Below are 26,286 nucleotides of genomic sequence, written 5' to 3' on the forward strand. Positions count from 1 at the left end.
TCCCCTCGCGACCGGAGCACGCCATGACTGCCAAGGTTTCACTGGACGACCTGTTTCAGCGTAACGAATTCGTCGCCCGCCACATCGCCGCTTCGCGCGACGACAGCGCGGCGATGCTTGCCGCCGTGGGCGCCGATAGCCTCGACGCCCTCATCGCCGAAACCGTCCCGGCCGACATTCGTCTGCCATCGCCACTGGCCGATGCGTTGCCTCCGGCGCAGAGCGAACACGAAGCACTCGCCACACTGAAAACGCTGGCGACGAAAAACCGCCTCTACAAATCCCTGATCGGCATGGGTTACGCCGACACGCTGCTGCCCAAGGTAATCCTGCGTAACGTGCTCGAAAACCCGGGCTGGTACACCGCCTACACGCCGTATCAGGCGGAGGTGGCGCAAGGCCGGCTGGAAGCGCTGCTCAACTACCAGCAGATGGTGATCGACCTCACCGGTCTCGAACTCGCCAACGCCTCGCTGCTCGACGAAGCCACCGCCGCCGCCGAGGCGATGACGATGGCGCGGCGCGTCAGCAAGTCGCGCTCGAACATCTTCTTCGTCGACGCCGCCTGCTTCCCGCAGACCATCGACGTGATCCGCACGCGTGCCGCCTACTTCGGCTATGAACTGGTGTTCGGCGCGCCCGAAGAAGCCGCGCTGCAGGAAACCTTCGGCGCGCTGTTCCAGTACCCGAATGACGCTGGCGAAATCAGCGACCTCAGCGGCCCGATCGCCGCGGCGCAATCGCGCGGCGCCGTCGTCGCCGTCGCCAGCGACCTGATGGCGCAGACGCTGCTCAAGTCGCCCGGCGAAATGGGCGCCGACATCGCGCTCGGTTCGGCACAACGCTTCGGCGTTCCGCTCGGTTTCGGCGGCCCGCACGCCGCCTTCTTCGCCACCCGCGACGCACACAAGCGCGCCGTCGCCGGCCGCATCATCGGCGTGTCGGTTGATGCCCGCGGCAAGCGCGCGCTGCGCATGGCGCTGCAGACGCGCGAACAGCACATCCGCCGCGAGAAGGCCAACTCCAACATCTGCACCTCGCAGGTGCTGCTCGCCAACATCGCCGGCATGTACGCCGTCTATCACGGCCCCGCAGGCCTGCGCGCGATCGCCACCCGCATCCACCGGCTGACCGCGATCCTTGCCGAAGGCCTGCGTCTGGCCGGCGTTGCCGTCGCCAACCGGCAGTTCTTCGACACCATTCGTGTCGAACTCGGCGCGCGCGCGCTCAGCGTGCTGCAGGCTGCTGCCGCCGCCGGCTACAACCTGCGCGACGTCGGCAACGGCGTCATCGGCATTGCCCTCAACGAGAAGACGACGCCCGACGACGTCGCCGCGCTGATCAAGCTGATCACCGGCGTTGCCGCCGACATCGCTGCACTCGACGACAAGCTGCGCCAGAACGACCCGTCGCTGCCGGAAAGCCTGCTGCGCCGCGACGCGATCCTGACGCATCCGGTGTTCAACGCGCACCATTCCGAGCACGAGATGCTGCGCTATCTCAAGCGCCTGCAGAACCGCGATCTGGCGCTCGACCACTCGATGATCGCGCTCGGCTCGTGCACCATGAAGCTCAATGCCACCAGCGAGATGATCCCGATCACCTGGCCCGAGTTCACCGACATCCACCCCTTCGCGCCGCTCGACCAAGCGCAGGGCTATCTAGAGATGATCGGCCAGCTCGAGGACTGGCTGGCGAAGATCACCGGCTTCGACGCGGTGAGCATGCAGCCGAACTCGGGCGCGCAGGGCGAATACGCCGGCCTCGTTGCCATCCAGCGCTACCACGCCAGCCGTGGCGACACGCAGCGCGACGTCTGTCTGATCCCGAAATCGGCGCACGGCACCAACCCGGCCAGCGCGCAGATGTGCGGCATGCAGGTGGTGGTGGTCGATTGCGACGACAGCGGCAACGTCGACGTCGCCGACCTGCGCGCCAAGGCCGCAGCCGCTGCCTCCCGCCTGTCGTGCCTGATGCTCACCTACCCGTCGACGCACGGCGTCTTCGAGGAAGCGGTGCGCGACATCTGCGCCATCGTGCACAGCCACGGCGGTCAGGTGTACATGGACGGCGCCAACCTCAACGCGCAAGTCGGCCTTACCTCGCCCGGTTTCATCGGCGCCGACGTCAGCCACATGAACCTGCACAAGACCTTCTGCATACCGCACGGCGGCGGCGGTCCGGGCATGGGACCGATCGGCGTGCGCGCGCATCTGGCGCCCTTCCTTTCCAGCCACGTCGTCCAGCCGGTGCCCGGACGGACGCCGGGCGAGGGAGCAGTGTCGGCGGCACCGTGGGGATCGGCGTCGATCCTGCCGATCTCGTGGATGTACATCGCGATGATGGGCGGCGACGGTCTGGCACGCGCCAGCGCGATGGCGATCCTCAACGCCAACTACGTCGCCAGCCAGCTGTCGGCGCATTTTCCGGTGCTGTACACGGGCAGCCGCGGGCGCGTCGCGCACGAGTGCATCCTCGACCTGCGTCCGCTCAAGGCCGCCACCGGCATCAGCGAGACCGACGTCGCCAAGCGGCTGATGGACTACGGCTTCCACGCGCCGACGGTGAGCTTTCCGGTCGCCGGAACGCTGATGATCGAGCCGACCGAGTCCGAGTCGAAGGGCGAACTCGACCGCTTCATCGCGGCGATGATCTCGATCCGCCAGGAAATCGCCAAGGTCGAGGCCGGCGGCTGGCCGGCGGACAACAATCCGCTCAAGCGCGCGCCGCACACGCAGGCCGATCTGGCTGAAGAGGTCTGGGATCGCCCGTACAGCCGTCAGGAAGCCGTGTTCCCGCTCGACTGGGTGGCGGCGAACAAGTTCTGGCCGAGCGTGAACCGCATCGACGACGTTTACGGCGACCGCCACCTGTTCTGCTCCTGCCCGCCGCCGGAAGACAGCGCCGCGTAAGCGTGCCCGTGCCGCCGCAAGGAAACTTGCGGCGGCACGGCGTTCGGGGGGAGCATAGCGCCCCTCGGCAACGCATCGCCGCCCACGGATCGCTGATTACATGGAACAGAGCACGCCCAGCCTCACCACTGAACTCAACTGGGACCATCCCCACCCCTTCATCCTGCCGCTGACGCCCGGCGCCGACGATATCGACGGGCTGAACCACACCAACAACGCGGTGTACGTGCGCTGGTGCGAAACCGTCGCCTGGGCGCACTCCGAATCGCTCGGACTGGGGCTTTCCGACTACGTCCGGCTGAATCGCGCCATGGCCATTCGCCGTGGGGAATACGACTACCTGCTGCCGAGCTTCGCCGGAGAAGCGCTGCTGCTTGCCACCTGGCTGACCGGCAGTGACGGCAAGATCACCCTCGACCGCCGCTTCCAGCTCATTCGCCCGGCCGACGGCGCCACCCTGCTGCGCGGTTGCTGGAATCTCGTCTGCATCGACATGGCGAGCGGTCGTCCGCGTCGCATGCCGCCCGAGTTCTCGACGATCTACCTCGCGGCCATCGCCGCCCTCAGCGCTCCTGACCACGCGCTCGCCTGAAGGCCGCCTGACATCGCGTCGCATTGCGGCGAGAGGAGACGAAACGACAGGCGCATCGTCCGTCGCGAAACGCTAACAGCGAACGTTTTTCATCGCCCGGTATCAGACACGGAACGTGGCCATTGCCCGGCCCGATTTCACCCATCGTCATGGAGAAGCCGATGTCTGCCACTACCGCCGACGCCACCCTGGCGCCGATCTACGAGTTTTCCGCCGAACGCATCGACGGCAGCCAGCAGCCCTTTGCCGACTATGCCGGCAAGGTGCTGCTGATCGTCAACACCGCCAGTCGTTGCGGATTCACGCCGCAATATCGCGGGCTGGAAGCGCTTTACCAGCGTTACCGCGACCTCGGTCTGGAAGTGCTTGGCTTCCCCTGCAACCAGTTCGGCGCACAAGAACCGGGTAACGCCGAAGAAATCCTCAGCTTTTGCGAGAAGAACTTCGGTCTGAGCTTCCCCTTGTTCGCAAAGATCGAGGTCAACGGCGACAACGCGCACCCGCTCTATCGCTATCTGAAGCAGGAGGCACGCGGTCTGCTCGGCAGTGAAGCGATCAAGTGGAACTTCACCAAGTTCCTCGTCGACCGTGAAGGCAAGGTGCGCGAACGCTACGCCCCGGCGACACCGCCCGAAGGGCTCGCCGACGATATCGAGCAACTGCTGTAACTCGCTCGCCGCCCCCTTTCCCGCCTTCAGGAGCACCGCCGCACAATGAGTACCCCCACGGTAGAACGCGTCCTCACCGTCCATCACTGGAATGACACGCTTTTCAGCTTTCGCACCACGCGCCAGGCCGGGCTGCGCTTCGAAAACGGCCAGTTCGTCATGGTCGGCCTCGCGCAAGCCGAAGGCCGACCGCTCTTGCGCGCCTACAGTATCGCCAGTCCCAATTACGCCGAGTACCTTGAATTCTTCAGCATCAAGGTAGAGAACGGGCCGCTCACCTCGCGACTACAACACCTTCAGCCCGGCGACGAAGTCCTGGTCGGCCACAAGCCTACCGGCACGCTCACGCTGCACGACCTGAAACCGGGCAAGCGCGTCTACCTGCTATCGACAGGCACTGGCCTCGCGCCCTTCATCAGCCTGATCCAGGACCCGCTGATCTACGAACGCTTCCAGCAGGTGATTCTCGTGCACGGCGTGCGCCGCGTCTCCGATCTTGCCTACGCCTCGTTCATCCGGGATGAACTCCCGCGCAACGAATACTTTGGCGAAGCGGTACGAGCGCAACTGCTTTACTACCCGACCGTCACCCGCGAAGAATTCCCGCAGCGCGGCCGCATCACCGCACAAATCGACAACGGACAGCTGTCCGCCAATCTCGGCCTGCCGCCGCTCGACCCGGCGGACGATCGCGTGATGCTCTGCGGCAGCGCGGCGATGCTCAAGGATTGCCGCGCCCTGCTCGACGCGCGTGGCTTCCGTGTCTCCCGCTTCATCGGCGATCCGGGCGATTACGTCATCGAGCATTCCTTCGTCGACAAGTAGGTCGTTGCGCGTCTGACAAGCGGTGGCCTTGCCATTCCTGAGCATGAGCATCGCCGGAACGACGCATAGCCGGTAGACTATCGCCTGACCCAAGTTCCCTCCGCTCGTCGGCGGATCACTTATCTCAGGCAACCAGGACACCATGGCTCACTACGTAATGTCGATGCTGCGCGTCAGCAAGATCGTTCCGCCCAAGCGGCAGATCATTCGCGATATTTCGCTCTCGTTCTTCCCCGGCGCCAAGATCGGGCTGCTCGGTCTCAACGGCTCGGGCAAATCGACCGTGCTACGCATCATGGCCGGCGAAGACCGCGATTTCGAAGGCGAAGTGCAGTGGCAACCGGGTCTGAAGATCGGCTATCTGGCACAGGAGCCGCAACTCGATCCGGACAAGACCGTGCGTCAGGAAGTCGAATCGGGCATGGGCGAAGTGATGGAAGCGCAGCAGAAGCTCGAAGCCGTCTACGCCGCCTACGCCGAACCCGACGCCGACTTCGACAAGCTCGCCGAGGAGCAGGCGCGGCTGGAAGCGATCATCGCCGCCTCGGGCAGCGACGTCGAACACCAGATGGAAATCGCTGCCGACGCGCTGCGCCTGCCGGCGTGGGACGCCTCCATCCGCCACCTGTCAGGCGGTGAAAAGCGCCGCGTCGCCTTGTGCAAGCTGCTACTCTCCAAGCCCGACATGCTGCTGCTCGACGAACCGACCAACCACCTCGACGCCGAATCGGTCGAATGGCTCGAACAGTTCCTCGTGCGTTTTCCCGGCACCGTCGTCGCCGTCACCCACGACCGCTACTTCCTCGACAACGCCGCCGAGTGGATTCTCGAACTCGACCGCGGCCACGGCATTCCGTGGAAGGGCAACTACTCGTCCTGGCTGGAACAGAAGGAAGCACGCCTCGAAACCGAAGCCAAGCAGGAAGCCGCCCGCCTGAAGAGCATGAAGCACGAGCTCGAATGGGTGCGGCAAAATCCGAAGGCACGGCAAGCCAAGAGCAAGGCACGTCTGGCACGCTTCAACGAACTGTCGAGCCACGAATACCAGGCGCGTAACGAAACGCAGGAACTCTTCATCCCCGTTGCCGAGCGCCTCGGCGACAAGGTCATCGAACTCAACGGCGTCTCCAAGGCCTACGGCGACCGCCTGCTCATCGACAACCTTTCCTTCGCCGTACCGGCCGGAGCCATCGTCGGCATCATCGGCCCCAACGGTGCCGGCAAATCGACGCTGTTCCGCATGCTCACAGGGCACGAAACGCCCGACGCGGGCACCGTGGATATCGGCCCGACGGTGAAGATCGCCTACGTGGACCAGAGCCGCGAAAACCTCAGCTCCGGCAACACCGTCTTCGAAGAACTTGCCGGCGGCAGCGACCTGCTGCAGATCGGCCGCTTCGAAATGCCGAGCCGGGCCTACATCGGCCGCTTCAACTTCAAGGGCGCCGACCAGCAGAAGATCGTCGGCAACCTCTCCGGCGGCGAGCGTGGTCGCCTGCATCTGGCGAAGACGCTGATGACCGGCGGCAACGTCCTGCTGCTCGACGAACCTTCCAACGACCTTGACGTGGAAACGCTACGCGCGCTGGAAGAAGCGCTGCTCGAATTCGCCGGCTGCGCGCTCGTCATCTCGCACGACCGCTGGTTCCTCGACCGCATCTGCACGCACATCCTCGCCGCCGAAGGCGAGTCGCAATGGAGCTTCTTCGCCGGCAACTACAACGAATACGAGGAGGACAAGAAACGCCGCCTCGGCGAAGAAGGCGCCAAGCCGAAGCGCATCCGCTACAAGCCCATCGCGCACTAAGCCCCCCGGGCCGGTGCACGGTCAACGCAAAAGGCCCGCGAAGAGCGGGCCTTTTCGTTTAACCCTGCAACCCAACGGGCAGCAAGGAGAGAAAATCGATTGCGTGAATGCCTACGTGAAGTCCGTCAGGTGCGCTGGCGCAATGCCTTGAGTACCGACCGCAACTTGGCCAAGCACTCCGCTACGAAAACCTCAGAGGACGGCCCTGACTGGCAGAGCCTAAACATGCGGTGGGCGACACGCTATCGCCGCACCGTCGAAAGAAGCTCAGGCAGCCTTGAGGCTGTCAGCGAAACGGACGCGTAGGCTTTCAGGAAACTCAAACTGGCTCAGGGCGCTGAAAATCTTGTCCTGATTGGCGCCAGCGGTACGATCCTCGAAGCGAATACCGAGCGGACCACCATTTGCCGCCAGCGTCGCGAAGGCGAAGCGCCAACGCTGGACTTCCGCCAGACGCTCGCGCAACTCACGTTCGTTGCTGATCGCCACGCCCGCCTGTTTAAGGGAATCGAGGAAGTCGCTGAAGGATTCTTTGCTGAGGCTGCCCATTCTTTTCTCCGTTTTCGCATCGGTGATTGATCACCCTTGCTACCTTTAACGCGATGCTTGCCCATCGGTTGACACGCCGACGTACACTTCGCTGTCTCCCTGTTTTTTTGCGTCCCTTGCCTATGAGCCGTATGCCACACCGTCTTGAATTGCTTGCCCCCGCACGTAATGCCGACTTCGGCATCGAGGCCATTCGCCATGGCGCCGATGCGGTCTACATCGGTGCGCCGGCTTTCGGCGCGCGCGCGGCGGCCGCCGCATCGCTCGAAGACATCGCGCGATTGGCAAATTACGCGCGGCGTTTCAACGCACGCACGCTCGTCGCACTCAATACGCTGCTCTTCGACGACGAACTGGAAACCGCCCGCCGACTCATCTGGCAACTCTACGAAGCGGGCGCCGACGCGCTGATCGTGCAGGACATGGGCCTGCTCGAACTCGATCTGCCGCCCATCGCCCTGCATGCCAGCACGCAAACCGATATCCGCACGCCGGAGAAGGCGCGCTTCCTCTGCGAACTGGGGTTTTCGCAGATGGTGCTGGCGCGCGAACTCACCCTCACCGAGATTCGCGCCATTGCTGATGCCGTCGACTGCCGGCCCGACGCACCGCCGACGCTCGAATTCTTCGTTCACGGCGCACTCTGCGTCTCCTACAGTGGTCAGTGTTATCTCAGCCAGGCGCTCGGTGGACGTAGCGCCAACCGGGGCGAGTGCGCGCAACCGTGCCGGCTGCCCTGGACCTTGAGCGATAGCCAAGGTCGGATCATCGCCCGAGACCGACACCTGCTCTCCCTGCGCGACAATGATCAGAGCGCGAACCTGCGCCCGCTTGTCGACGCCGGCATTCGCTCCTTCAAGATCGAGGGCCGCCTCAAGGATCTCGACTACGTCAAAAACGTCACGGCGCACTACCGGCGCGCCATCGACGCGCTGCTCGACGACATGCCTGCGCTTTGCCGCGCCTCGTCCGGCGAGAGCACGCCGAACTTCACGCCGCAGCCGGAAAAAACCTTCAACCGGGGGCGCACCGACAACTTCGTAAACGGCCGGCAGGCGGAAATCACCGCCTTCGACGCCACCGGTTTTGCCGGCGAGCCCATCGGAACAGTGGAGCAGATCCGCCGGGACGCCTTCGACATTCGCCTTGATGCGTCACCGACTGCGGCGGCGAGCACGCTGGCCAATGGCGACGGTCTGGCCTTCTTTGGCAGCGACGGCAAGATCGCCGGATTGCGCGCCAATCGAACGCAAGCCGTCGGCGCGAACTGGCGCGTCTGGCCTGCGCAAGGCGACGCGGCGCTCGTTCGCCAGCTGTCACGCGGACAGACTGTTTTCCGCAACCGCGATCAGGCGTTCATTCGCCTGCTCGAAAAACCCTCGGCCGAACGGCACATCCCGCTCGCCATCCACCTCGCCGAACGCCGCACCGACGAAGGGGCCGAAGGCTACGCCCTGAGTTTGCGCGATGAGCGCGGCAGCAGCGTATGCGTCTTTCTTGCCCTGGATTGGCAGAGCGCGCACGACGGCGAGCAGGCCGACGCCGCGCTGCGCCAGGGGCTCGCCCGTCTCGGTAACACCGACTACGTGGCGCGTACGATTACGCTCGACACGAGCGCTCCGCGCTTCATCCCCGCCTCGGCGCTCAACGCCTTGCGGCGGCAGGCGATCAGCGAGCTCGACGCAGCACGCGCGGCCGCCGCACAGGCGGACCGACAGGCCAACGTGCGCCGACCGGAAAGCAACCCGCCGCCACGCTGGCCGGACGCGACGCTCGACTACCGCGCCAACGTCACCAACGCCGCCGCCCGTCGCTTCTGGCAACACCATGGCGTCACGGAAATTGCACCGCCGCTGGAACGCGACCCGCGTACTGGCAAGGCGGCCCCGCCAGCCACCCGCGACGGGCGCCAGCCAGCCTTGATGACTATGCGGCATTGTCTGCGTTTCAGCTTTGGCGGTTGCCCGCGCCTGGGCAAATCGTCGCCAGAGACGCCTGCACCGGACGGCGCCACGACCCTTCTCGACCGCCGCCCGACGCCCCTCACCCTCTCGCGCGGACGTCAGCGTTTCACGCTGCGCTTCGACTGCCGTCGCTGCGAGATGGAGGTCATACCCATGGAGGTCACGCCGGAACTTGCACCGGAACTTACGCAGGAGATCACACCGGAAGTCGCTCGGAAACTTAGCCCGGCAGCCCGCCCGGCAACCGCCCCACCCCCCAGCCGAAGAAACCCATCGGCTGCGAACGGCAACAAGACGCTGACAGTCGTCTTGAAGAACATGCACGTAAAAAAAGACACGGGCGCAGCCGCCAAAGCGACGGCCAAGCCCGCCCCCCCCGCCGACCGCGGCCAGCCATCTCACCCGCATCACGCAATGCGGCGCAAACGGCCGCGCGCCTAGTAATGCGGCGGGATGTCCTCGCGTAAATCGCGCGGCGCCTGCGTCGTGTTGCTTTCGGCGGCGCTGGTCATCTGCCGGTGCAGATGGCGCAGCTGCGCTTGCAGCAGGTCGAGCTGCTGCTGTTGGCGGAAGATCGTCCGGTTCAGCGTTTCCACCAGATCTTCAGCGGCGTTCACGCGAATCTCCAGATCGGCAAGGCGCTCGCCCTCGCTCGCGGCTTCCGGATGTTGTTGCTGCGCTTCGTTCAAGACACTCTCCTGTTGATCCGACCGGCACGGCCGGCAAGCCGTACCCGGCGTACGTTACACTGCGCGCTCTCGCGCGGCACCATGCGTCATGCGCACCTCCTCGCATCGCCTGAGCGCCCCTCGCCGCGCTCAGTCCACAAACAATCCCCAACGAATCCCACTCACGCCCGATGTCTGCTTCTCCCACCGCCCAACACAGCCTGTTCGAAGACGCCCAAGCCATTCTGGTGGCCCCTTTGCTCATGGCGTTTGCGGTACTGCTCTTTCGTGATGCCGGCTTGCTCACCGGCGGCACGATGGGGATCGCCTTTCTCGTGCACTATCTGGCCGGCTGGTCGATGGGGCTGGTGGTCTTCGTCATCAATCTGCCGTTCTACATTTTCGCGCTGCGCGCCTTGGGCACCGCGTTTACCGTGAAGTCCTTCGTCGCCGTCAGCCTGCTGGCGATCTATACCGAACTGGTGCCGCACTATGTGGAAATCGCCCGCCTCGATCCGCTGTTCGCGGCCTTGATGGGCGGCTTTCTGGCCGGCATCAGCCTTCTGATGCTGATTCGCCATCAGTCGAGTCTGGGCGGCATCGGCGTTCTGGCGATCTATCTGCAACAACGGCACGGCTGGCGTGCCGGGCATCTGCAAATGGGCGCCGATGCGCTGATCGTCGGAGCCGCACTGATCCTGCGCGACCCGCTGACGGTCGGACTGTCGATTGTCGGCGCGCTGGCGCTCAATCTGGTGATTGCCGTCAATCACAAAGCCGGACGTTACATGGGCTGCTGATCAGCGGGCGGGCGGCTCCTCCTGCGCGGGCGAGGGCGGCGCGTCGCTGGCGGGGGCTTCGTCAGACGCCGCCGCGATGTCATCGGCGCCTCCGGAGGTGCTGGCCGAGTTTTCGGCGTTTTGGGAGGAGGCGTCTTGCGTCTTGGCAGCGGCTCCACGACGACGCGCGGCCTTTTCGGCTTTTGCCGCCAGCGCGGCCTCTGCCTCGACGATCATGGCGGCACGCGTTTGCGGCGTTTCCAGACTGATGCGTCCCAATACGCCGTCGCGGTATTCCTGCAACAGGATGGCCGCCGCTTTTTCAAAATCGGCCGCGCCCCCTTTCAGACGATAGCCGCGACGTTGCGCGATGGACTCGATCACTGCCACGGCGTCGATGCCGTCGACCGGGAAACCAAAGCGGCCAGCCAGCAGCGCCGGATAGCGCGCCAGCAAAAGCCCCGCCAGGAAAATCGCCGCCTCGTCGTCGGCAAAGGCATTGCGGCCGATGGAATGGCTGGCGGCGAGCATCAAGCCGTCCGCGGGGTAGTCGATCTTCGGCCAGAGGAGTCCGGGCGTATCGACGATGGTGCGCCGCTCGGGCAGGTCATACGTTGTCAGCGCCTTGGTGATCGCCGGCTCGTCGCCGACGGCGGCGACGCGCTTGCGCACAAGCGCGTTCAACAGCGTCGATTTACCGACGTTCGGCACGCCCATGATCATCATGCGCAACGGCTTGATCAAGTCGTTGCGGTGCGGCGCCAGCGCCTGACAGAGCGCTGGAATGCGTGCCGCTTCGCCGGGCTTGCGGCACGACAGCGCGACCGCCTTGACGCCTTCGCTGGCGTTGTAATGCTCGACCCAGGCGCGCGTCGCGGCCGGATCGGCGAAATCGGCTTTATTCAGGATCTTCAGGAGCGGACGCTGACGAAAGCGCGCCAACTCGTGCACCAGCGGATTGGTACTCGCCTCAGGCAGACGCGCATCAACGACTTCGATGACGACATCGACTTTCGCCATTGCCTCGGCCGCCTTCTTGCGCGCCGCCGCCATGTGACCGGGAAACCATTGAATGGACATGAAAAAAACCGCTCTCTGCGAAAATCGACGAGGAAAGGAGCGCCATTATCCGCGATCCGGCGCGCTGCGGGCGCGGCAACGCAATCGGCGCTGCCAGGAGCACAGCGAAAACGCACGTCCGGGCGCGGCGACGCGCTGCGGTAGAATGCAGCGACTATCGTTCGCGCAGACGTGCCATCGTGTCTCTCCCTCCCGAAATACGCCCCGAACAATCGGTCGAACTGCTCAAGGAACTGCACATCCTGACGCGCGACGGCAAGCTCAATCAGGACAGCCGACGCAAGCTCAAGCAGGTGTACCACCTCACCGGCTTCATCGAGCCGCTGCTCGCGGAAGTCTTTGCCGACACCGCCGAACCGATGCTCGTCGATCATGGCGCAGGCAAATCCTATCTCGGTTTCATCCTCTACGACCTCGCCTTCAAGGCTAAGGCGGGTGGCCGCGTCATTGGCGTCGAAACGCGCAGCGAACTCGTCCAGCGCTCCGGCGCGCTGGCGGCCCGACTGGGCTTTGCGCGCATGGACTTCCACGCCCTCAGCGTCGAACAATCGATCGACTCGCCCGTCCTGCCGGCGCGCGTCGATCTGGTGACGGCACTGCACGCCTGCGACACGGCAACCGACGACGCCATCCGCTTCGCCCTCGCCAAGCAGGCACGCTTCATCGCGCTGGTGCCCTGCTGCCAGGCAGAAGTCGCCGCCGCGCTGCGGCAAGACAAGGCGAAATCGCTGGCGCGCACGCCGCTCGCCGAATTGTGGCGGCGGCCGCTGCATACCCGCGAATTCGGCAGCCAATTGACTAACACCCTGCGCTGCCTGCAACTCGAAGCGGCAGGCTACCAGGTCAGCGTGACCGAACTGACGGGCTGGGAGCACTCGATGAAAAACGAACTGATCATCGCCCGCTACACCGGGCAGCGGCGCGGCGACGCTGCCGCGCGTATCGACTGGCTGCTGGCCGAGACGGGAATCGAAGCCTTGCGCTCGCGCTTTGCGCCCGCGGGCACGGGCGACACCGCCGCAGCGGAACCTGCATGCGGGCGCTGAGTCTTTGAATCTCAGACTCTCTGAGTCTGTCTCCAGGCCCGCCCCGTTCGTCCCGCCACCTTTAGCCCATCGTCAGGAAATCCCCGTGGATCAGTGGATCACCCGTTTCGTCGCCCTGCTCTGTGCCGCCGGCTCTGCCGCGCTCTTCTGGAGTTTCGGCATGTTTGCCGCCGTCCCTTGGCGCGATGGGCGCCTGTTTGCCATGACGCCGGTTGAATGGCAGGTCGTCGGCATTCCCTTTCTGGCGGCGATCGCCGTCGGCTGGGGGGCGCTGCATCTCTTTGCTCTGGCGGGCGATGCCCCCGACGAGGCCGCGCACCGCGGGCGGCGTCTGCGCCTCTTCTTGCTGATCGCGGTGGCCATCGCCGCCGCCGCGAGCGGCGCCTCGTGGTCGCTGGCCCGCGTCGCCGCGGCCTGACGAATTTAGCTCGCGCCGCCCGGCAAACGTCTATGGCGCGGCGCGAGACTCGCCCACCGCTGACACACCGCCCGCCTGCCAGCCGCCGCCCAAAGCCTTGAGCAACACCGCGCTGGCCTGCACCCGCCGACTGACGAGGCTCAGTTCGCTGATCTGCGCGTTCAACGCCGTCGCCTGCGTAGTCACGACGTTGAGGTAGCTGACGGTACCGGCTTCGTACTGGTTTTCCGTCAGACGCTGGGCCTCCAGGGCGGCGCGCGTGGCGGCGTGTTGCACTTCTGCCTCCTCCGCCAGCTGCCGCAGCGCAACGAGGTTGTCTTCAACCTCCTGAAAAGCGGCCAGAACGGTCTGCCGATAGGTGGCAACGCTCTTGTCGTAAGCGGCCACGGCTGAGGCTTTTTGCGCCGAACGGGCGCCGGCGTCAAAGAGCGTCAGCGCCAGCGTCGGCCCCACCGACCAGAAGCGGTTGGGTGCCGTGACGAGCTGCGACAGGCTGGAATTCTGGTAGCCGCCGCTACTGCTCAAGGTCAGCGCCGGGAAGAAGGCCGCCTGCGCCACGCCAATCAGCGCGTTGGCCGAAGCCATGCGGCGTTCGGCACCGGCGATATCGGGGCGCCGCTCCAGCAAGGCCGACGGCAGCGCGGCGGGAATCTGCGGCAGTGCCGGCAAGGCGCCCGTCGGCGCCAGCCGGAAATCTGCCGGCGCACGACCGACGAGCACCGCGATGGCGTGCTCGAGCTGCGCGCGCTGCACGCGCAGGTCGATGGCCTGAGCCTGCGTCGATTTCAGTTGCGCCTCGGCCTGCGCGACGTCGACGCGACCGGCGACGCCGGCTTCGTAGCGGTTCTGCGTGATCGCCAGCGAACGCTGGTAAGCGGCGATGATTCTGGCGAGCAAATCCTGTTGCGCGTCATTGGCGCGCAGTTGCACGTAGCTTTGCACCAGCGTCGCCTGCGCCGACAGCAGCGCGGCCTGCACGTCGGCCTGACTGGCCTGGGCGGAAGCATCATTCGACTCGACGTTGCGCCCCAGGCGGCCCCAGAGGTCGGCCTCCCAGCTGGCGCTATAGGAGAGGCGCGTGGTATTGCGGATCGGCGAACCCGGCGAGACCGTCGCGCCGCCGGTCGTCGATGACGAAGTGCCCTGGGCACGGGTATCGGCGAGGTTGCCGCTCACCGTCGGGAAATACGCCGCCTGCGCCACGCCGAGCAGCGCCAGCGCTTGCCGATACTGCGCCACGGCAGCCAGCACGTTCTGGTTCGACACCTCGACCTGCGCCACCAGCTCGTTGAGCGTCGTGTCGCCGTAGACCTCCCACCAGCGTCCGCGCTGTGCGCTATCGCTCGGCTCGGCGGCCTTCCAGTCGCCGGCTTCCTTGTAGGCGGCGGGCGTCGCCACGTCGGGACGATGGTAGTCGGGCCCCACCGCGCAGCCGCCGAGCGTCAGCACGGCGAGAGCAAGAACACGCATTTTCATGAGGAGATTCCTGAGGGATCGGCTGCGGCCGTCACACCGCGCCGCCGCGCCAGAGCAGCCTGGAACCAGAGGCGGAAGCGGTCATGGTAAAGATAGACGACAGGCGTCGTGTAGAGCGTCAACAACTGGCTGAGGATCAGGCCGCCAACGATCGAAATGCCGAGCGGGCGGCGGAATTCGGCGCCATCCGAAAAGCCGATGGCGAGCGGAATGGCGCCGAGCAAGGCGGCCAGCGTCGTCATCATGATCGGCCGGAAGCGCAGCAGGCAGGCCTGCAGGATCGCCTCGCGCGGCGACAGCCCGTCGCGGCGTTCGGCCTCGATGGCGAAATCGATCATCATGATAGCGTTCTTCTTGACGATGCCGATGAGCAGGATGACGCCAATCAGGGCGATGATCGAAAACTCCGTGCCGGTGGCGAGCAGCGCGAGGATCGCGCCAACGCCCGCCGAGGGCAGCGTCGACAGGATGGTCAGCGGGTGGATGTAGCTCTCGTAAAGAATTCCCAACACGAGATAGACGGTGATCAGCGCGGCGAGGATGAGCAGCGGCTGGTTGTCGAGCGACATCTGGAAGGCCTTAGCCGTGCCCTGAAAACTCCCGTGTACCGTCGACGGCACACCGATGCGCACCATCGTCTCGTCGATCAGGCGCGTCGCGTCGGAGAGCGAAACGCCTGTCGGCAGGTTGAACGAGATCGTCGCCGCCGCGAACTGCCCCTGGTGATTCACATCAAGCGGCGTCGACGCCGCTTCATAATGCGCGAAAGCGGCCAGCGGCACCGAGGCCGTCGTGCCATTGCTGCCGGGCGCGATGACATAGACGTCTTTCAGGGCCTCCGGGCTCTGCCAGTACTGCGGCGCGGCTTCCATGACCACGTGGTACTGGTTGAGCGGGTTATAGATCGTCGACACCGGGCGCTGCCCGAAAAGATCGTTGAGCGTGGCGTCGATCAACTGCTGCGAGATGCCAAGGCGTGCGGCGGCATCATGGTCGATCACCAGCCGCGTTTGCAGCCCCTTGTCCTGCTGGTCGGCATTAACGTCGGCCAACTGGGGAAGCTGCATCAGCGCCTGACGCAAGCGCGGCGTCCACACGCGTAATTCGTCGGTATTGTCAGCTTGCAGGGTGTACTGATACTGGGCGTTGCCGGGACGGCCGCCGACGCGAACGTCCTGCTGCGCCTGCAGGAAGAGGCTGGCACCCGGCTCGCGTGCGAGCTTCGGCCGCAGACGGGCGATGACCTGATCGGCCGAGATCTGGCGTTCGGCAATCGGCTTGAGCGAAATGAACATGAAGCCGGAGTTGCGCGCGCCGCCGCCGGTAAACGCGGCGACGTTGGCGACAGCCGGATCGGCACGCACGGTCTCAACGTAGTTGGCGAGCTTCTGCTGCATGGCCTGAAAAGAGATGCTCTGGTCGGCCTGGATCATCCCCGAGATGCGGCCGACGTCCTGCTGCGGGAAGAAGCCCTTCGGCACGATGGTGAAGAGATAGACGTTCAGGCCAACAATCGCCGCCAGCAGCAGCAACATCATCCGACCATGCGCCAGCGCCCAGTCGAGGCTGCGCCGATACAGGTTGAGCGCGCCCAGAAACACGCCTTCGCTCTTCTGATAGAAACGCCCGCGCTTCTCCTGATCGGGCGAGCGCAAAAGATAGGCGCACATCATCGGCGTCATGGTCAGTGACAAGGCGAGCGAAACGAGGATCGCCGCCGACAGCGTGACGGCGAATTCGCGGAACAGGCGACCGACGATGCCGCCCATGAGCAGGATCGGCAGAAAGACGGCGATCAGCGACACACTCATCGACAGCACGGTAAAGCCGACCTCGCGCGCACCGCGCAAGGCTGCCTGTAGCGGCGACAGGCCATTCTCGATATGGCGCGAGACGTTTTCCAACACCACCACCGCGTCGTCGACGACGAAGCCGGTAGCGATGGTCAGCGCCATCAGCGACAGCGTATTCAGGCTGAAGCCGGCGAGATACATGATGGCGAAGGTGCCGATCAGCGACGCCGGCACGACGACGCTCGGAATCAGCGCGGCACGGGCGTTACGCAAGAAGAGGAACACCACCAGCACGACGAGCACGACCGAAATCACCAGCGTGCGCTCGACTTCGTGCAAGGAGGCGCGGATCGTCGGCGTGCGGTCCATCACGACATTGAGATCGATGTCGCCCGGAATCGACGCCCGCAGCTGCGGCAACAGGGCACGCACACGGTCGACGGTCTCGATGATGTTGGCGCCCGGCTGACGGTTGAGGATCATCATCACCGCCGGCTTGCCGTTCGCCAGCCCGGCGTTGCGCACGTCCTCCATCGCGTCCTCGACGCGGGCGACGTCGCCCAGACGCACCGCCGCGCCATTGCGATAGGCGACGATCAACGGCAGATAATCCGCCGCCATACGCGCCTGATCGTTGGCCAGAATCTGCCAGTGGCGCAGGTCGGTTTCGAGCACGCCCTTCGGCCGATTGGCGTTGGCGGCGGCGATGGCCGTACGCACGTCTTCGGTGCCGATGCCCAGCCGGTTCAGCGTCGGCGGGTCGAGTTCGACGCGCACCGCCGGCAGCGAGGCGCCCCCCACCGATACCTGACCGATGCCGTCGAGCTGGGCGATTTTTTGCGCCAGCACGGTCGACGCAGCGTCGTACATCTCGCCCCGCGATTTCGTCGGCGAGGTCAGTGAGAGGATCATGATCGGCGCGTCGGCCGGATTGACCTTGCGGTAGGTCGGATTGCTCGGCAGCCCCGTTGGCAGCAAGGCGCGCGCCGCGTTCAGCGCTGCCTGCACGTCGCGCGCCGCGCCATCGATGTTGCGCGACAGGTCGAACTGCAGGATGACGCGCGTGCTGCCCTGCGAACTGCTCGAGGTGATTTCAGTGACGCCGGCGATGACGCCGAGCGAGCGCTCGAGCGGCGTCGCCACCGTCGAGGCCATCGTCTCCGGGCTGGCGCCGGGCAGCGAGGCCTGCACCGCGATGGTCGGAAAATCCACCTGCGGCAGCGGCGCGACCGGCAACAGGAAGAACGCAACGCTGCCCGCCAGCGCGATGCCCAGCGTCAGCAGCGTCGTCGCTACCGGCCGCTTGATGAAGGCCGCCGAGAGATTCATGCGAGGCGACGACGCTGGGCCAGACGATCAAAGGCGAGATAGATCACCGGCGTCGTAAACAGGGTCAGCACCTGGCTGACGAGCAGGCCGCCAACCATGGTGATACCGAGCGGGTGCCGCAGTTCGGAGCCCACACCCGTACCGATCAACGGCAAGGCGCCGAGCAAGGCCGCCAGCGTCGTCATCAAAATCGGCCGGAAACGCAGCAGACAGGCTTCGTAGATCGCCTCGCGCGGCGACTTGCCCTGCTCGCGCTCGGCGGAAAGGGCGAAGTCGATCATCATGATGGCGTTCTTCTTGACGATACCGATCAGCAGAATGATGCCGATGATGCCGATGATGCCAAGCTCGGTGCGCGAAACCAGCAAGGCCAGCAAGGCGCCAACCCCCGCCGAAGGCAGCGTCGACAGGATCGTCACCGGATGGATGTAGCTCTCGTAAAGGACACCGAGCACGATGTACATGGTGACGATGGCCGCCAGAATCAGCAGCAGCGTGTTGTCGAGCGAGGACTGGAAGGCGAGCGCCGCCCCCTGAAAACTGGTCTCGACACTCACCGGCAGGTCGAGATCGCTCTCCGCCTGATGAATCGCCGCCACGGCGTCGCCGAGCGAGACGCCGGGCGCGAGGTTGAAAGAGATCGTCGACGCCGGGAACTGGCCGATGTGGTTCACCGCCAGCTGCGTCTGCCGCTCACTGATGCGCGCAATCGAGGTAAGCGGCACCTGCGCGCCGCTCGGCGAAACGACGTAGATCGAATCGAGCGCGGCAATGCCTTGCTGGAACTGCGGCTGCACTTCGAGGACAACACGGTAGAGGTTCGATTGCGTGAAGATCGTCGACACCAGACGCTGGCCAAAAGCGTTGTACAGCGCGTTATCGATGGCCGCCGCCGTGATGCCGAGGCGACCGGCGCTGGCGCGGTCAATGTCGACATAGGCCTGCACGCCGTGATCCTGCGTATCGCTGGCAACGTCACGCAACTGCGGCAAGGCGCGCAGGCGCTCGACCAAGCGCGGCACCCAGAGCGACAGCTCCTGCGCGTTGGCGTCCTGCAGGCTGAACTGGTACTGCGTGCGCGAAACACGATCTTCAATCGTCAGATCCTGCACCGGCTGCATGTAGGTGGTGATTCCCGGCACGCTATCGAGCGTCGTCTGCAAGCGCCGGATGATGCCGCTCGCGTCCGTATCGCCGCCCGTCCGCTCGCCTTTCGGCTTGAGGTTAATCAGCAGACGCCCGCTGTTGAGCGTGACATTGCTGCCGTCGACGCCAATGAAGGACGACAGGCTCTCGACCGCCGGATCGGCAAGCACGGCCTCGGCCACCGCCTGCTGGCGCTCGGCCATGGCGGCGAAGGAAATCGACTGCGGCGCTTCGGTAATCGCCTGAATGACGCCCGTATCCTGCACCGGGAAGAAGCCCTTCGGCACGAAGATGTAGAGCAGCACCGTCAGCGCCAGCGTACCGACAGCGACGCCAAGCGTCGCCTTCTGGCGATCCAGCACCCAGTTCAACCAGACGCCGTAGCGGGCGATGACGCGGTCGAAGAACGCGCCACTGGCCCGGAAGAAACGCCCTTGTTCCGCTTCCGGCGTGTGGTGCAGCAGACGCGCGCACATCATCGGCGTCAACGTCAGTGAGACGACCGCCGAAATGAGGATCGCCACCGCCAGCGTGATGGCGAACTCGCGGAACAGCCGGCCAACCACGTCGCCCATGAAGAGCAGTGGAATCAGCACGGCGATCAGCGAGAAGGTCAGCGAAATGATGGTGAAGCCGATCTGCTCGGCGCCCTTCAAGGCCGCCTGCATCGGCGATTCGCCCTCCTCGACGTAGCGCGAGATGTTTTCGATCATGACGATGGCGTCGTCGACCACGAAACCGGTGGCAACGGTCAGCGCCATGAGCGTCAGGTTGTTGATCGAAAAGCCGGCGAGGTACATGACGCCAAAGGTACCGACCAACGACAAAGGCACGGCCACGCCGGGGATCAGCGTCGCCGGCACGTTGCGCAGAAAGACGAAGATGACCATCACCACCAGCGCCACCGCCAGTAGCAACTCCAGCTGCACGTCGTGCACCGAGGCGCGGATCGTCGTCGTCCGGTCGGTCAGCAACGCAACGTCGACGACGCCGGGCAAGGAGGCGCGCAATTGCGGCAGCAAGGCCTTGATGCGGTCGACCGTCTCGATGACGTTGGCGCCCGGCTGGCGCTGGATATTGAGGATGATCGCCGGCGACTGGTTGGCCCAGGCGGCGAGACGCGAATTCTCGGCGCCATCGATGACGTCGGCGACGTCGCCGAGCCGGATGGGCGCGCCGTTTTTCCAGGCGATGACGAGCGCGCGGTATTCGGCGGCGGATTTGAGCTGATCGTTGGCGTCGAGCGTCGAGGCGCGCATCGGCCCGTCGAAGCTGCCTTTGGCCATGTTGACGTTGGCGTTACCGATGGCGGTGCGCACATCGTCGAGATTGAGGCCGTTCGCCGCCAGCGCCTTGGGGTTCGCCTGCACGCGCACCGCCGGCCGCTGGCCGCCGCCGATGCTGACGAGACCGACGCCCGGCAGCTGCGAGAGCTTCTGCGCCAAACGCGTATCGACGAGGTCTTCGATCTTCGGCAAGGGCAAGGTCGGCGAGGTGATCGCCAGCGTGACGATCGGCGCGTCCGCCGGATTGACCTTGCTGTAGATCGGCGGCATCGGCAGATCGGTCGGCAGGAAACTGTTGGCGGCATTGATCGCCGCCTGCACTTCCTGCTCGGCGACGTCGAGCCCGAGCGACAGGCCAAATTGCAGCGTAATCACCGACGCGCCACCGGAGCTGGCCGACGACATCTGGTTGAGACCCGGCATCTGCCCGAACTGGCGCTCAAGCGGCGCCGTGATCGACGAGGTCATGACGTCCGGACTAGCGCCCGGATAGAGCGTCGTCACCTGAATCGTCGGGTAGTCGACCTCAGGCAGCGCCGAGATCGGCAAGAACCGGTAGGCGAGCAGCCCGGCCAGCAGGATGGCGACCATCAGTAGCGAGGTCGCTACCGGCCGCAGAATGAAGATGCGGGAGGGATTCACTGCGGCTTATGGCGGCGCGCGCCCCCGGCCGATTGAGCGCCGTGCTCGGCGGCGGCATTGGCGCTGGCGCCGGGAGTGGACACCTCGACTTTGGCCTTCTCGCGCAACTTGTCGGCGCCGTCGGTCACCACTTCCTCGCCCGCCGTCAGCCCCTTCTCGATGGCTACGGTCTCGCCGGAAACCGGGCCGAGCGTTACCGGGCGCAGGCTGACCGTGCGGTCCTTGCTCAGCACGTAGACAAAAGTGCCCTGCGTTCCGCGCTGGATGGCCGAGAGCGGAACGAGTACGGCGTCGTGCCGCGTTTCCACCCGCAGGCGGGCGTTGACGAACTGGTTGGGAAAGAGCCGCTCGTCGTTATTGGCGAACTCCGCTTTCAGCTTCACCGTGCCGGTCGTCGTATCGATCTGGTTATCGAGCGTCAGGAGATTCCCGGTCGCCAGCAGCGTCTTGCCATCGCGGTCAAACGCCTCGACGCGCAGGCGCTCGTCGCCGTGCAGACGACTCAGTACGGCCGAAATGTCGCCGGCCGGAATGGCGAACACCACAGTGATCGGCTGCGTCTGGGTAATGACCACCAGACCGGTCGTATCGCTGCCGTGGATCATGTTGCCGGTATCGAGCTGGCGCAGGCCGAGACGCCCGGCGACCGGCGCCGTGATACGCGTGAAGCCCAGTTGCAGGCGGGCGCTGTCGACCTGGGCGCGGTCCATCAGCACGGTGCCTTCGTATTGCCGCACCAGCGACTCCTGCGCGTCGACCTGCTGCTTGGCGATGGAATCCTTCGCCAGCAAGCCGCGGTAGCGCTCGAGATCGAGCCTGGCGTTGGCAAGCAGCGCCTGATCGCGCAGCAATTGGCCGTTCGCCTGATCGAGGACGACCTGGAAAGGACGCGGATCGATCTCGGCCAGCGTTTCGCCGGCCTTCACCAGTTGCCCTTCGCGGAAGGCGATCCGCACGAGTTGCCCGTCGACGCGTGCCTTGACGGTGGAGGTGTTGCGCGCCGTGACCGTCCCCAGCGCGTTGAGATAAACATCGATGTCGCCGCTCGTCGCCCGTGCCGCCTGCACCGGCGCAGGTTTGCCTTCGCCGGGGCCGCGCTTCATGCCGGGAGGCCCCGCTGCCTCGTCAGGCGTCGGCCCGGAGTTTCCGTGCAACCAGAAGGCAGCAAGCCCTGTCAGCAGGGCAACACATACCCAGACAATTTTCATTTTCATGCACAAGGTCTTTCTTGTTGTTCTTCTAGCGGTTCGATGCCCGGAGAGTACCTGTAGCCCCCGGCGGATTCAAATGGCGACCGCCCGTCGGTCGACAGCGAAGGGGGCTTTTTAACCTGCCGGCCGGCGTAATGTGCTTCACCAACACTACGCTTTGTAAGCAATTGTTAGCCGGCGCCTGAGCCATCGCCGATTCGTTCGCTACGAATGGCGCGAAAAACCGTGATAATCGGCCCCGAACACTGCCCCGGCCGGCGACGGCGGCAGACGAGAGATCGGCGCCTTGCCAGCCGCTTACCGCCCGCAGCCGCCCCACGCCCACCCACGAGGAAATCCACGATGCCGCTCTACCGCTTTGGCGACCGCCGCCCGACCCTCGACGAGGAATGCTGGATCGCCCCCGACGCCACGCTGATCGGCGACGTGCGCCTTGGCAAGAACGCGTCGGTCTGGTGGAAAGCCACCCTGCGTGGCGACAACGAGCCGATTGCCATCGGCAACAACAGCAATGTTCAGGAAGGCTCGGTGCTGCACACCGACCTGGGCGCGCCGCTGACGGTCGGCGACGGCGTCACGCTAGGCCACCTCGTCATGCTGCACGGCTGCACGATCGAGGATGGCTGCCTGATCGGCATCGGCGCCAGCGTCCTCAACCACGCGCGCATCGGCCGCCACAGCATCGTCGGCGCACATGCGCTGATTCCGGAAGGCAAGGAATTTCCGGAACGCTCCTTGATCGTCGGCGCCCCCGGCCGCGTCGTTCGGCTCTTGAGCGACGAGGAAGTCGCCAGACTGGCGCGCAGCGCCGCCCACTACGTCGAAAAATGGCGGCGCTGCCTGAGCGAACTCGAACGCCTGCCCGACCCGCCCGCGCCGATGATCCGGCGCGGCGGATGAGCTGCAAACCAGGCAGCGAAGCTCAGTTACCGCTGACCAGCACGGCAGAGTGCAACTCGCGCAGCACCTTCTGAATGCCCTTGCGCGCACGCAGATTGAGGATGATCGGCGAGCGCGTGCTGGCGGCGATGCGGCCCTGATCGGCCTCGTCGCGATAGACGATGACGGCGACCGCCGTCTCGTCGTCAGCGCGCAAATCGAGACGTGCGACATCCTCATCCGAGAGGCTGATCCGATATTCGACGTCGAGGCTCTCCGGCACGACGATCGGAAACATTACCGCCGCATCATCGAGCGACTGTAACCAGAAGATGGTCGGCTTGCCTTCCTCGTGGAACACCTTGAAACGCTGGAAAGTCTCGAAACCCGCCAGCCCCTGCGGGAAATGAAACACCGTCTCGGGATCGACCGGAACATTTTTCAGGCCAAGGCGCTCGATATCAATTTCCATACGACTTCCTTTTCGTTAGTGACAAACCGTGCCAGAAACCGCCGCGTCAGCGGCCGCCCGGCATCCACCCCGCGCCGGCAGACGCCGTATCGGGGTGAAAGATGAATGATGTATCCGGAGACGCCAGCGACGTCTGCCGGCCTGACCGCCAATATAACGTGAAGCCGGCGTTTGCGCAGGGCGTAACAGCGCTTTGTCATGACGAGTCAAACGCGCCCCTTCGCCAGCACCCGCACCGCCCAAGCGAGGGCAACGCGCTTGAGTTTTGCCCGTCGATTACGCATAGTCGCCCTTTTTTCAAGGAATCGTTCGCCGATGCCGACACCGATTGAACACCGTCTCGCCGAAGAACTCGCCTGCAAAATCAGCCAGGTAAGTGCCGCCATTGCGCTGCTCGACGAGGGGGCAACCGTGCCGTTCATCGCGCGCTACCGCAAGGAAGTCACCGGCGGGCTCGACGATACGCAATTGCGCCTGCTCGACGAACGACTCGTCTATCTGCGCGAACTGGAAGACCGGCGCGTCGCCATTCTGGCGGCCATCGACGAGCAGGGAAAACTCACCCCCGAACTCGCCGCCGCCATCGCCGACGCGGACAACAAGCAGCGCCTCGAAGACCTCTACCTGCCGTACAAGCAAAAGCGCCGCACCAAAGCGCAGATCGCCCGCGAAGCCGGTCTCGACGGGCTGGCCGACGCGCTGCTCGCCGACCCGACGCTCATTCCCGAGGAGGTGGCGGCGGGGTTTCTCAATGCCGACGCCGGCTTTGCCGACGCCAAGGCAGCGCTCGACGGCGCGCGCCAGATCATCATGGAGCGACTGGCAGAAGACGCCGAACTGCTCGGCGTGCTGCGCGAACGCCTGCGCGAGAACGGCGTCGTGCGCTCGACGCTCGTCGCCGGCAAGGAGACGGAAGGCGCCAAATTCCGTGACTACTTCGACTACAGCGAAGCGCTTGGCGACATCCCCTCGCATCGCGCGCTGGCGCTCTTTCGCGGCCGTAACGAAGGCGCCTTGCAGGTGTCGCTGCTCCCCGAAGCCGAGCCGGCACGCGATGCCGAAACGCCGGCGCCAGCCATCAGCGCCGGCGACGCACGCATGCTCGGACTGATCGCCGCGCACGCCGGCATCGGCGACAGCCTCGGTGCAGCCGGCCGTGCCGCTGACCGCTGGCTGGCCGAGAGCGTGCGCTGGGCCTGGCGCATCAAGATTCAGCCACACCTCGAACTGGAATTGATGGGGGAGTTGCGCGAGCGCGCCGAAGAAGAAGCGATCCGCGTCTTCGCGCACAACCTGCGCGATCTCCTGCTCGCCGCGCCGGCCGGCCGACAGCCAACGATGGGCCTCGATCCGGGCATCCGCACCGGCGTCAAGGTCGCCGTCGTCGACGCCACCGGCAAACTGCTCGATACCGCCACGGTGTACCCACACGAACCGCGCCGCGACGTCGAAGGCGCGCTGGCGACGCTGGCCGCGCTCGTCAACAAGCACGCGGTCAGCCTGATCGCCATTGGCAACGGCACCGCCAGCCGCGAAACCGACCGACTGGCAGCCGAACTAATCCGACGCCTGCCCGAACGCACGCTCACCAAGGTCGTCGTCTCGGAAGCCGGCGCCTCGGTCTACTCCGCCTCGGAATTTGCGGCGCGCGAATTCCCCGACCTTGATGTCAGTCTGCGCGGCGCAGTCTCCATCGCGCGCCGCCTGCAAGACCCGCTCGCCGAACTCGTCAAGATCGACCCCAAATCCATCGGTGTCGGCCAGTACCAGCATGACGTCAGCCAGACCAAGCTGTCGCGCGCGCTCGACGCCGTCGTCGAAGACGGCGTCAATGCCGTGGGCGTCGACGCCAATACCGCCTCGGTGCCGCTGCTGGCTCGCGTTTCCGGACTGACGCCAGCGCTGGCCGCCAATATCGTGGCCCACCGCGACGCGCACGGAGCCTTCACGAGCCGCCGCCAACTGCGCGAAGTACCGCGCCTTGGCGACAAGACCTTCGAGCAGGCCGCCGGCTTTCTGCGCATCGTCGGTGGCGAGGAAGCCCTCGACGCTTCGGCGGTGCACCCCGAAGCCTACCCGCTCGTCGAGCGCATCCTGGCCGAGGTTAAAAAGGACGTACGCGAGTTGATCGGCGACACGCGACTCTTGCGCGCCCTGCCGCCAGAACGCTTCGCCGACGAGCGTTTTGGCGTGCCGACGGTGAAAGACATCCTGCAGGAGCTGGAAAAACCCGGCCGCGACCCGCGCCCGGAATTCAAGGCCGCGCACTTCCGCGAGGGCGTCGAAGCCATCGCCGACCTGACGCCCGGCATGCTGCTCGAAGGCGTCGTCACCAACGTCGCCAATTTCGGCGCCTTCGTCGATATCGGCGTGCACCAGGACGGCCTCGTGCACATTTCCGCGCTGTCGAAAAACTACGTGAAAGACCCGCGCAGCGTCGTCAAGGCGGGCGACGTGGTCAAGGTCAAGGTTCTCGAAATCGACGCGGCGCGCAAACGCATCGCGCTGACCATGCGCCTTGACGACGACGTCGCGCACGCTGGCGGCGAGAAGCGTGGCAACGAGCGGCAAGCCAGCGCCGGTCGGCCGCGTCCGGACGGGCGCAATGCGCCGTCGGGCGAACGCGGCAAGGCGGCGAACGAGCGACGAAGTCCCGCCGGCGCTCCGGGCGGCAAGGCCCCGGCGATGGATGGCGCCATGGCAGCGGCCTTCGCCAGGCTCAAACGCTGACACCGCCGCACGCG

General features: G+C 65.4%; 19 protein-coding genes. 11 read left to right on the forward strand and 8 right to left on the reverse strand.

Translation table 11 applies throughout. From position 1 onward, the window contains the following. Positions 1-23: 23 nt before the first annotated feature. The 5 genes from gcvP (at position 24) to ettA (ending at position 6,804) form a co-directional block, all read left to right on the forward strand. A complete protein-coding gene (gene gcvP, locus GHK24_RS04805) occupies positions 24-2,912 on the forward strand; it encodes an aminomethyl-transferring glycine dehydrogenase (protein WP_153469797.1) in 2,889 nt (962 codons plus the stop codon). A gap of 100 nt (positions 2,913-3,012) precedes the next feature. Then, positions 3,013-3,504, forward strand: coding sequence for an acyl-CoA thioesterase (locus GHK24_RS04810; RefSeq protein WP_153469802.1), 492 nt, complete (start codon positions 3,013-3,015; stop codon positions 3,502-3,504). A gap of 161 nt (positions 3,505-3,665) precedes the next feature. Continuing rightward, positions 3,666-4,172 (forward strand): glutathione peroxidase, encoded by a 507-nt coding sequence (locus tag GHK24_RS04815; RefSeq protein WP_153469805.1) that lies wholly within the window; start codon positions 3,666-3,668, stop codon positions 4,170-4,172. A 45-nt stretch (positions 4,173-4,217) separates the two neighbouring features. After that, positions 4,218-4,997, forward strand: a complete 780-nt coding sequence (locus GHK24_RS04820; RefSeq protein ID WP_153469808.1) for a ferredoxin--NADP reductase — start codon at positions 4,218-4,220, stop codon at positions 4,995-4,997. Positions 4,998-5,139: 142 nt separating this feature from the next. Continuing rightward, on the forward strand, positions 5,140-6,804 hold the full coding sequence (gene ettA, locus GHK24_RS04825; RefSeq protein ID WP_153469811.1) for an energy-dependent translational throttle protein EttA: 1,665 nt from the start codon (positions 5,140-5,142) through the stop codon (positions 6,802-6,804). A gap of 267 nt (positions 6,805-7,071) precedes the next feature. Here ettA and GHK24_RS04830 read toward each other — a convergent pair whose 3' ends face one another. Then, entirely contained in the window at positions 7,072-7,353 is a 282-nt protein-coding gene (locus tag GHK24_RS04830; protein WP_153469814.1) for a hypothetical protein, read from the reverse strand. A gap of 131 nt (positions 7,354-7,484) precedes the next feature. On the opposite strand from GHK24_RS04830, the gene GHK24_RS04835 reads away from it, so the two are divergent. Next, on the forward strand, positions 7,485-9,758 hold the full coding sequence (locus GHK24_RS04835; protein WP_228384537.1) for a peptidase U32 family protein: 2,274 nt from the start codon (positions 7,485-7,487) through the stop codon (positions 9,756-9,758). Here the strand turns inward: GHK24_RS04835 and GHK24_RS04840 are convergent. Next, positions 9,755-10,006: a SlyX family protein gene (locus GHK24_RS04840; RefSeq protein WP_153469817.1), complete on the reverse strand. Its 252-nt coding sequence runs from the start codon at positions 10,004-10,006 to the stop codon at positions 9,755-9,757. The genes GHK24_RS04835 and GHK24_RS04840 overlap by 4 nt on opposite strands. A gap of 170 nt (positions 10,007-10,176) precedes the next feature. On the opposite strand from GHK24_RS04840, the gene GHK24_RS04845 reads away from it, so the two are divergent. After that, positions 10,177-10,785 carry a YitT family protein gene (locus GHK24_RS04845; protein ID WP_153469820.1) on the forward strand — a complete coding sequence of 203 codons (609 nt, stop codon included), beginning with the start codon at positions 10,177-10,179 and terminating at the stop codon, positions 10,783-10,785. Here GHK24_RS04845 and ylqF read toward each other — a convergent pair whose 3' ends face one another. Beyond that, complete coding sequence (gene ylqF, locus GHK24_RS04850) at positions 10,786-11,844, reverse strand: ribosome biogenesis GTPase YlqF (protein WP_153469823.1); 1,059 nt, start codon at positions 11,842-11,844, stop codon at positions 10,786-10,788. 176 nt (positions 11,845-12,020) lie between these two features. Between ylqF and GHK24_RS04855 the strand changes: the two genes are divergently transcribed. Beyond that, positions 12,021-12,890, forward strand: a complete 870-nt coding sequence (locus GHK24_RS04855; protein ID WP_340666110.1) for a class I SAM-dependent methyltransferase — start codon at positions 12,021-12,023, stop codon at positions 12,888-12,890. Positions 12,891-12,975: 85 nt separating this feature from the next. Further along, positions 12,976-13,308: a hypothetical protein gene (locus GHK24_RS04860; protein WP_153469826.1), complete on the forward strand. Its 333-nt coding sequence runs from the start codon at positions 12,976-12,978 to the stop codon at positions 13,306-13,308. Between the two features lie 30 nt (positions 13,309-13,338). Here GHK24_RS04860 and GHK24_RS04865 read toward each other — a convergent pair whose 3' ends face one another. The 4 genes from GHK24_RS04865 to GHK24_RS04880 are packed head-to-tail and all read right to left on the reverse strand — an operon-like array spanning position 13,339 to position 22,194. Then, positions 13,339-14,784, reverse strand: coding sequence for an efflux transporter outer membrane subunit (locus GHK24_RS04865; RefSeq protein WP_153469829.1), 1,446 nt, complete (start codon positions 14,782-14,784; stop codon positions 13,339-13,341). Beyond that, the gene (locus tag GHK24_RS04870) at positions 14,781-17,906 is read right to left on the reverse strand and encodes a multidrug efflux RND transporter permease subunit (RefSeq protein WP_153469832.1); all 3,126 of its coding nucleotides are present in this window, start codon (positions 17,904-17,906) and stop codon (positions 14,781-14,783) included. The genes GHK24_RS04865 and GHK24_RS04870 overlap by 4 nt, the downstream gene beginning before the upstream one ends. After that, the gene (locus GHK24_RS04875) at positions 17,903-20,980 is read right to left on the reverse strand and encodes an MdtB/MuxB family multidrug efflux RND transporter permease subunit (protein ID WP_340666104.1); all 3,078 of its coding nucleotides are present in this window, start codon (positions 20,978-20,980) and stop codon (positions 17,903-17,905) included. The genes GHK24_RS04870 and GHK24_RS04875 overlap by 4 nt, the downstream gene beginning before the upstream one ends. Next, a complete protein-coding gene (locus GHK24_RS04880) occupies positions 20,977-22,194 on the reverse strand; it encodes an MdtA/MuxA family multidrug efflux RND transporter periplasmic adaptor subunit (protein ID WP_153469835.1) in 1,218 nt (405 codons plus the stop codon). The genes GHK24_RS04875 and GHK24_RS04880 overlap by 4 nt, the downstream gene beginning before the upstream one ends. Before the next feature lie 339 nt (positions 22,195-22,533). Between GHK24_RS04880 and GHK24_RS04885 the strand changes: the two genes are divergently transcribed. Continuing rightward, positions 22,534-23,091 (forward strand): gamma carbonic anhydrase family protein, encoded by a 558-nt coding sequence (locus GHK24_RS04885; protein WP_153469838.1) that lies wholly within the window; start codon positions 22,534-22,536, stop codon positions 23,089-23,091. Between the two features lie 22 nt (positions 23,092-23,113). Here the strand turns inward: GHK24_RS04885 and fliW are convergent, their stop codons facing one another. After that, positions 23,114-23,542 (reverse strand): flagellar assembly protein FliW, encoded by a 429-nt coding sequence (fliW, locus tag GHK24_RS04890; RefSeq protein WP_153469840.1) that lies wholly within the window; start codon positions 23,540-23,542, stop codon positions 23,114-23,116. Between the two features lie 315 nt (positions 23,543-23,857). Between fliW and GHK24_RS04895 the strand changes: the two genes are divergently transcribed. Continuing rightward, positions 23,858-26,272 (forward strand): Tex family protein, encoded by a 2,415-nt coding sequence (locus GHK24_RS04895; RefSeq protein WP_153469843.1) that lies wholly within the window; start codon positions 23,858-23,860, stop codon positions 26,270-26,272. Positions 26,273-26,286: the final 14 nt, after the last annotated feature.

The organism is Rhodocyclus gracilis, assembly GCF_009617575.1.
In the GTDB taxonomy this organism is placed as follows: domain Bacteria; phylum Pseudomonadota; class Gammaproteobacteria; order Burkholderiales; family Rhodocyclaceae; genus Rhodocyclus; species Rhodocyclus gracilis.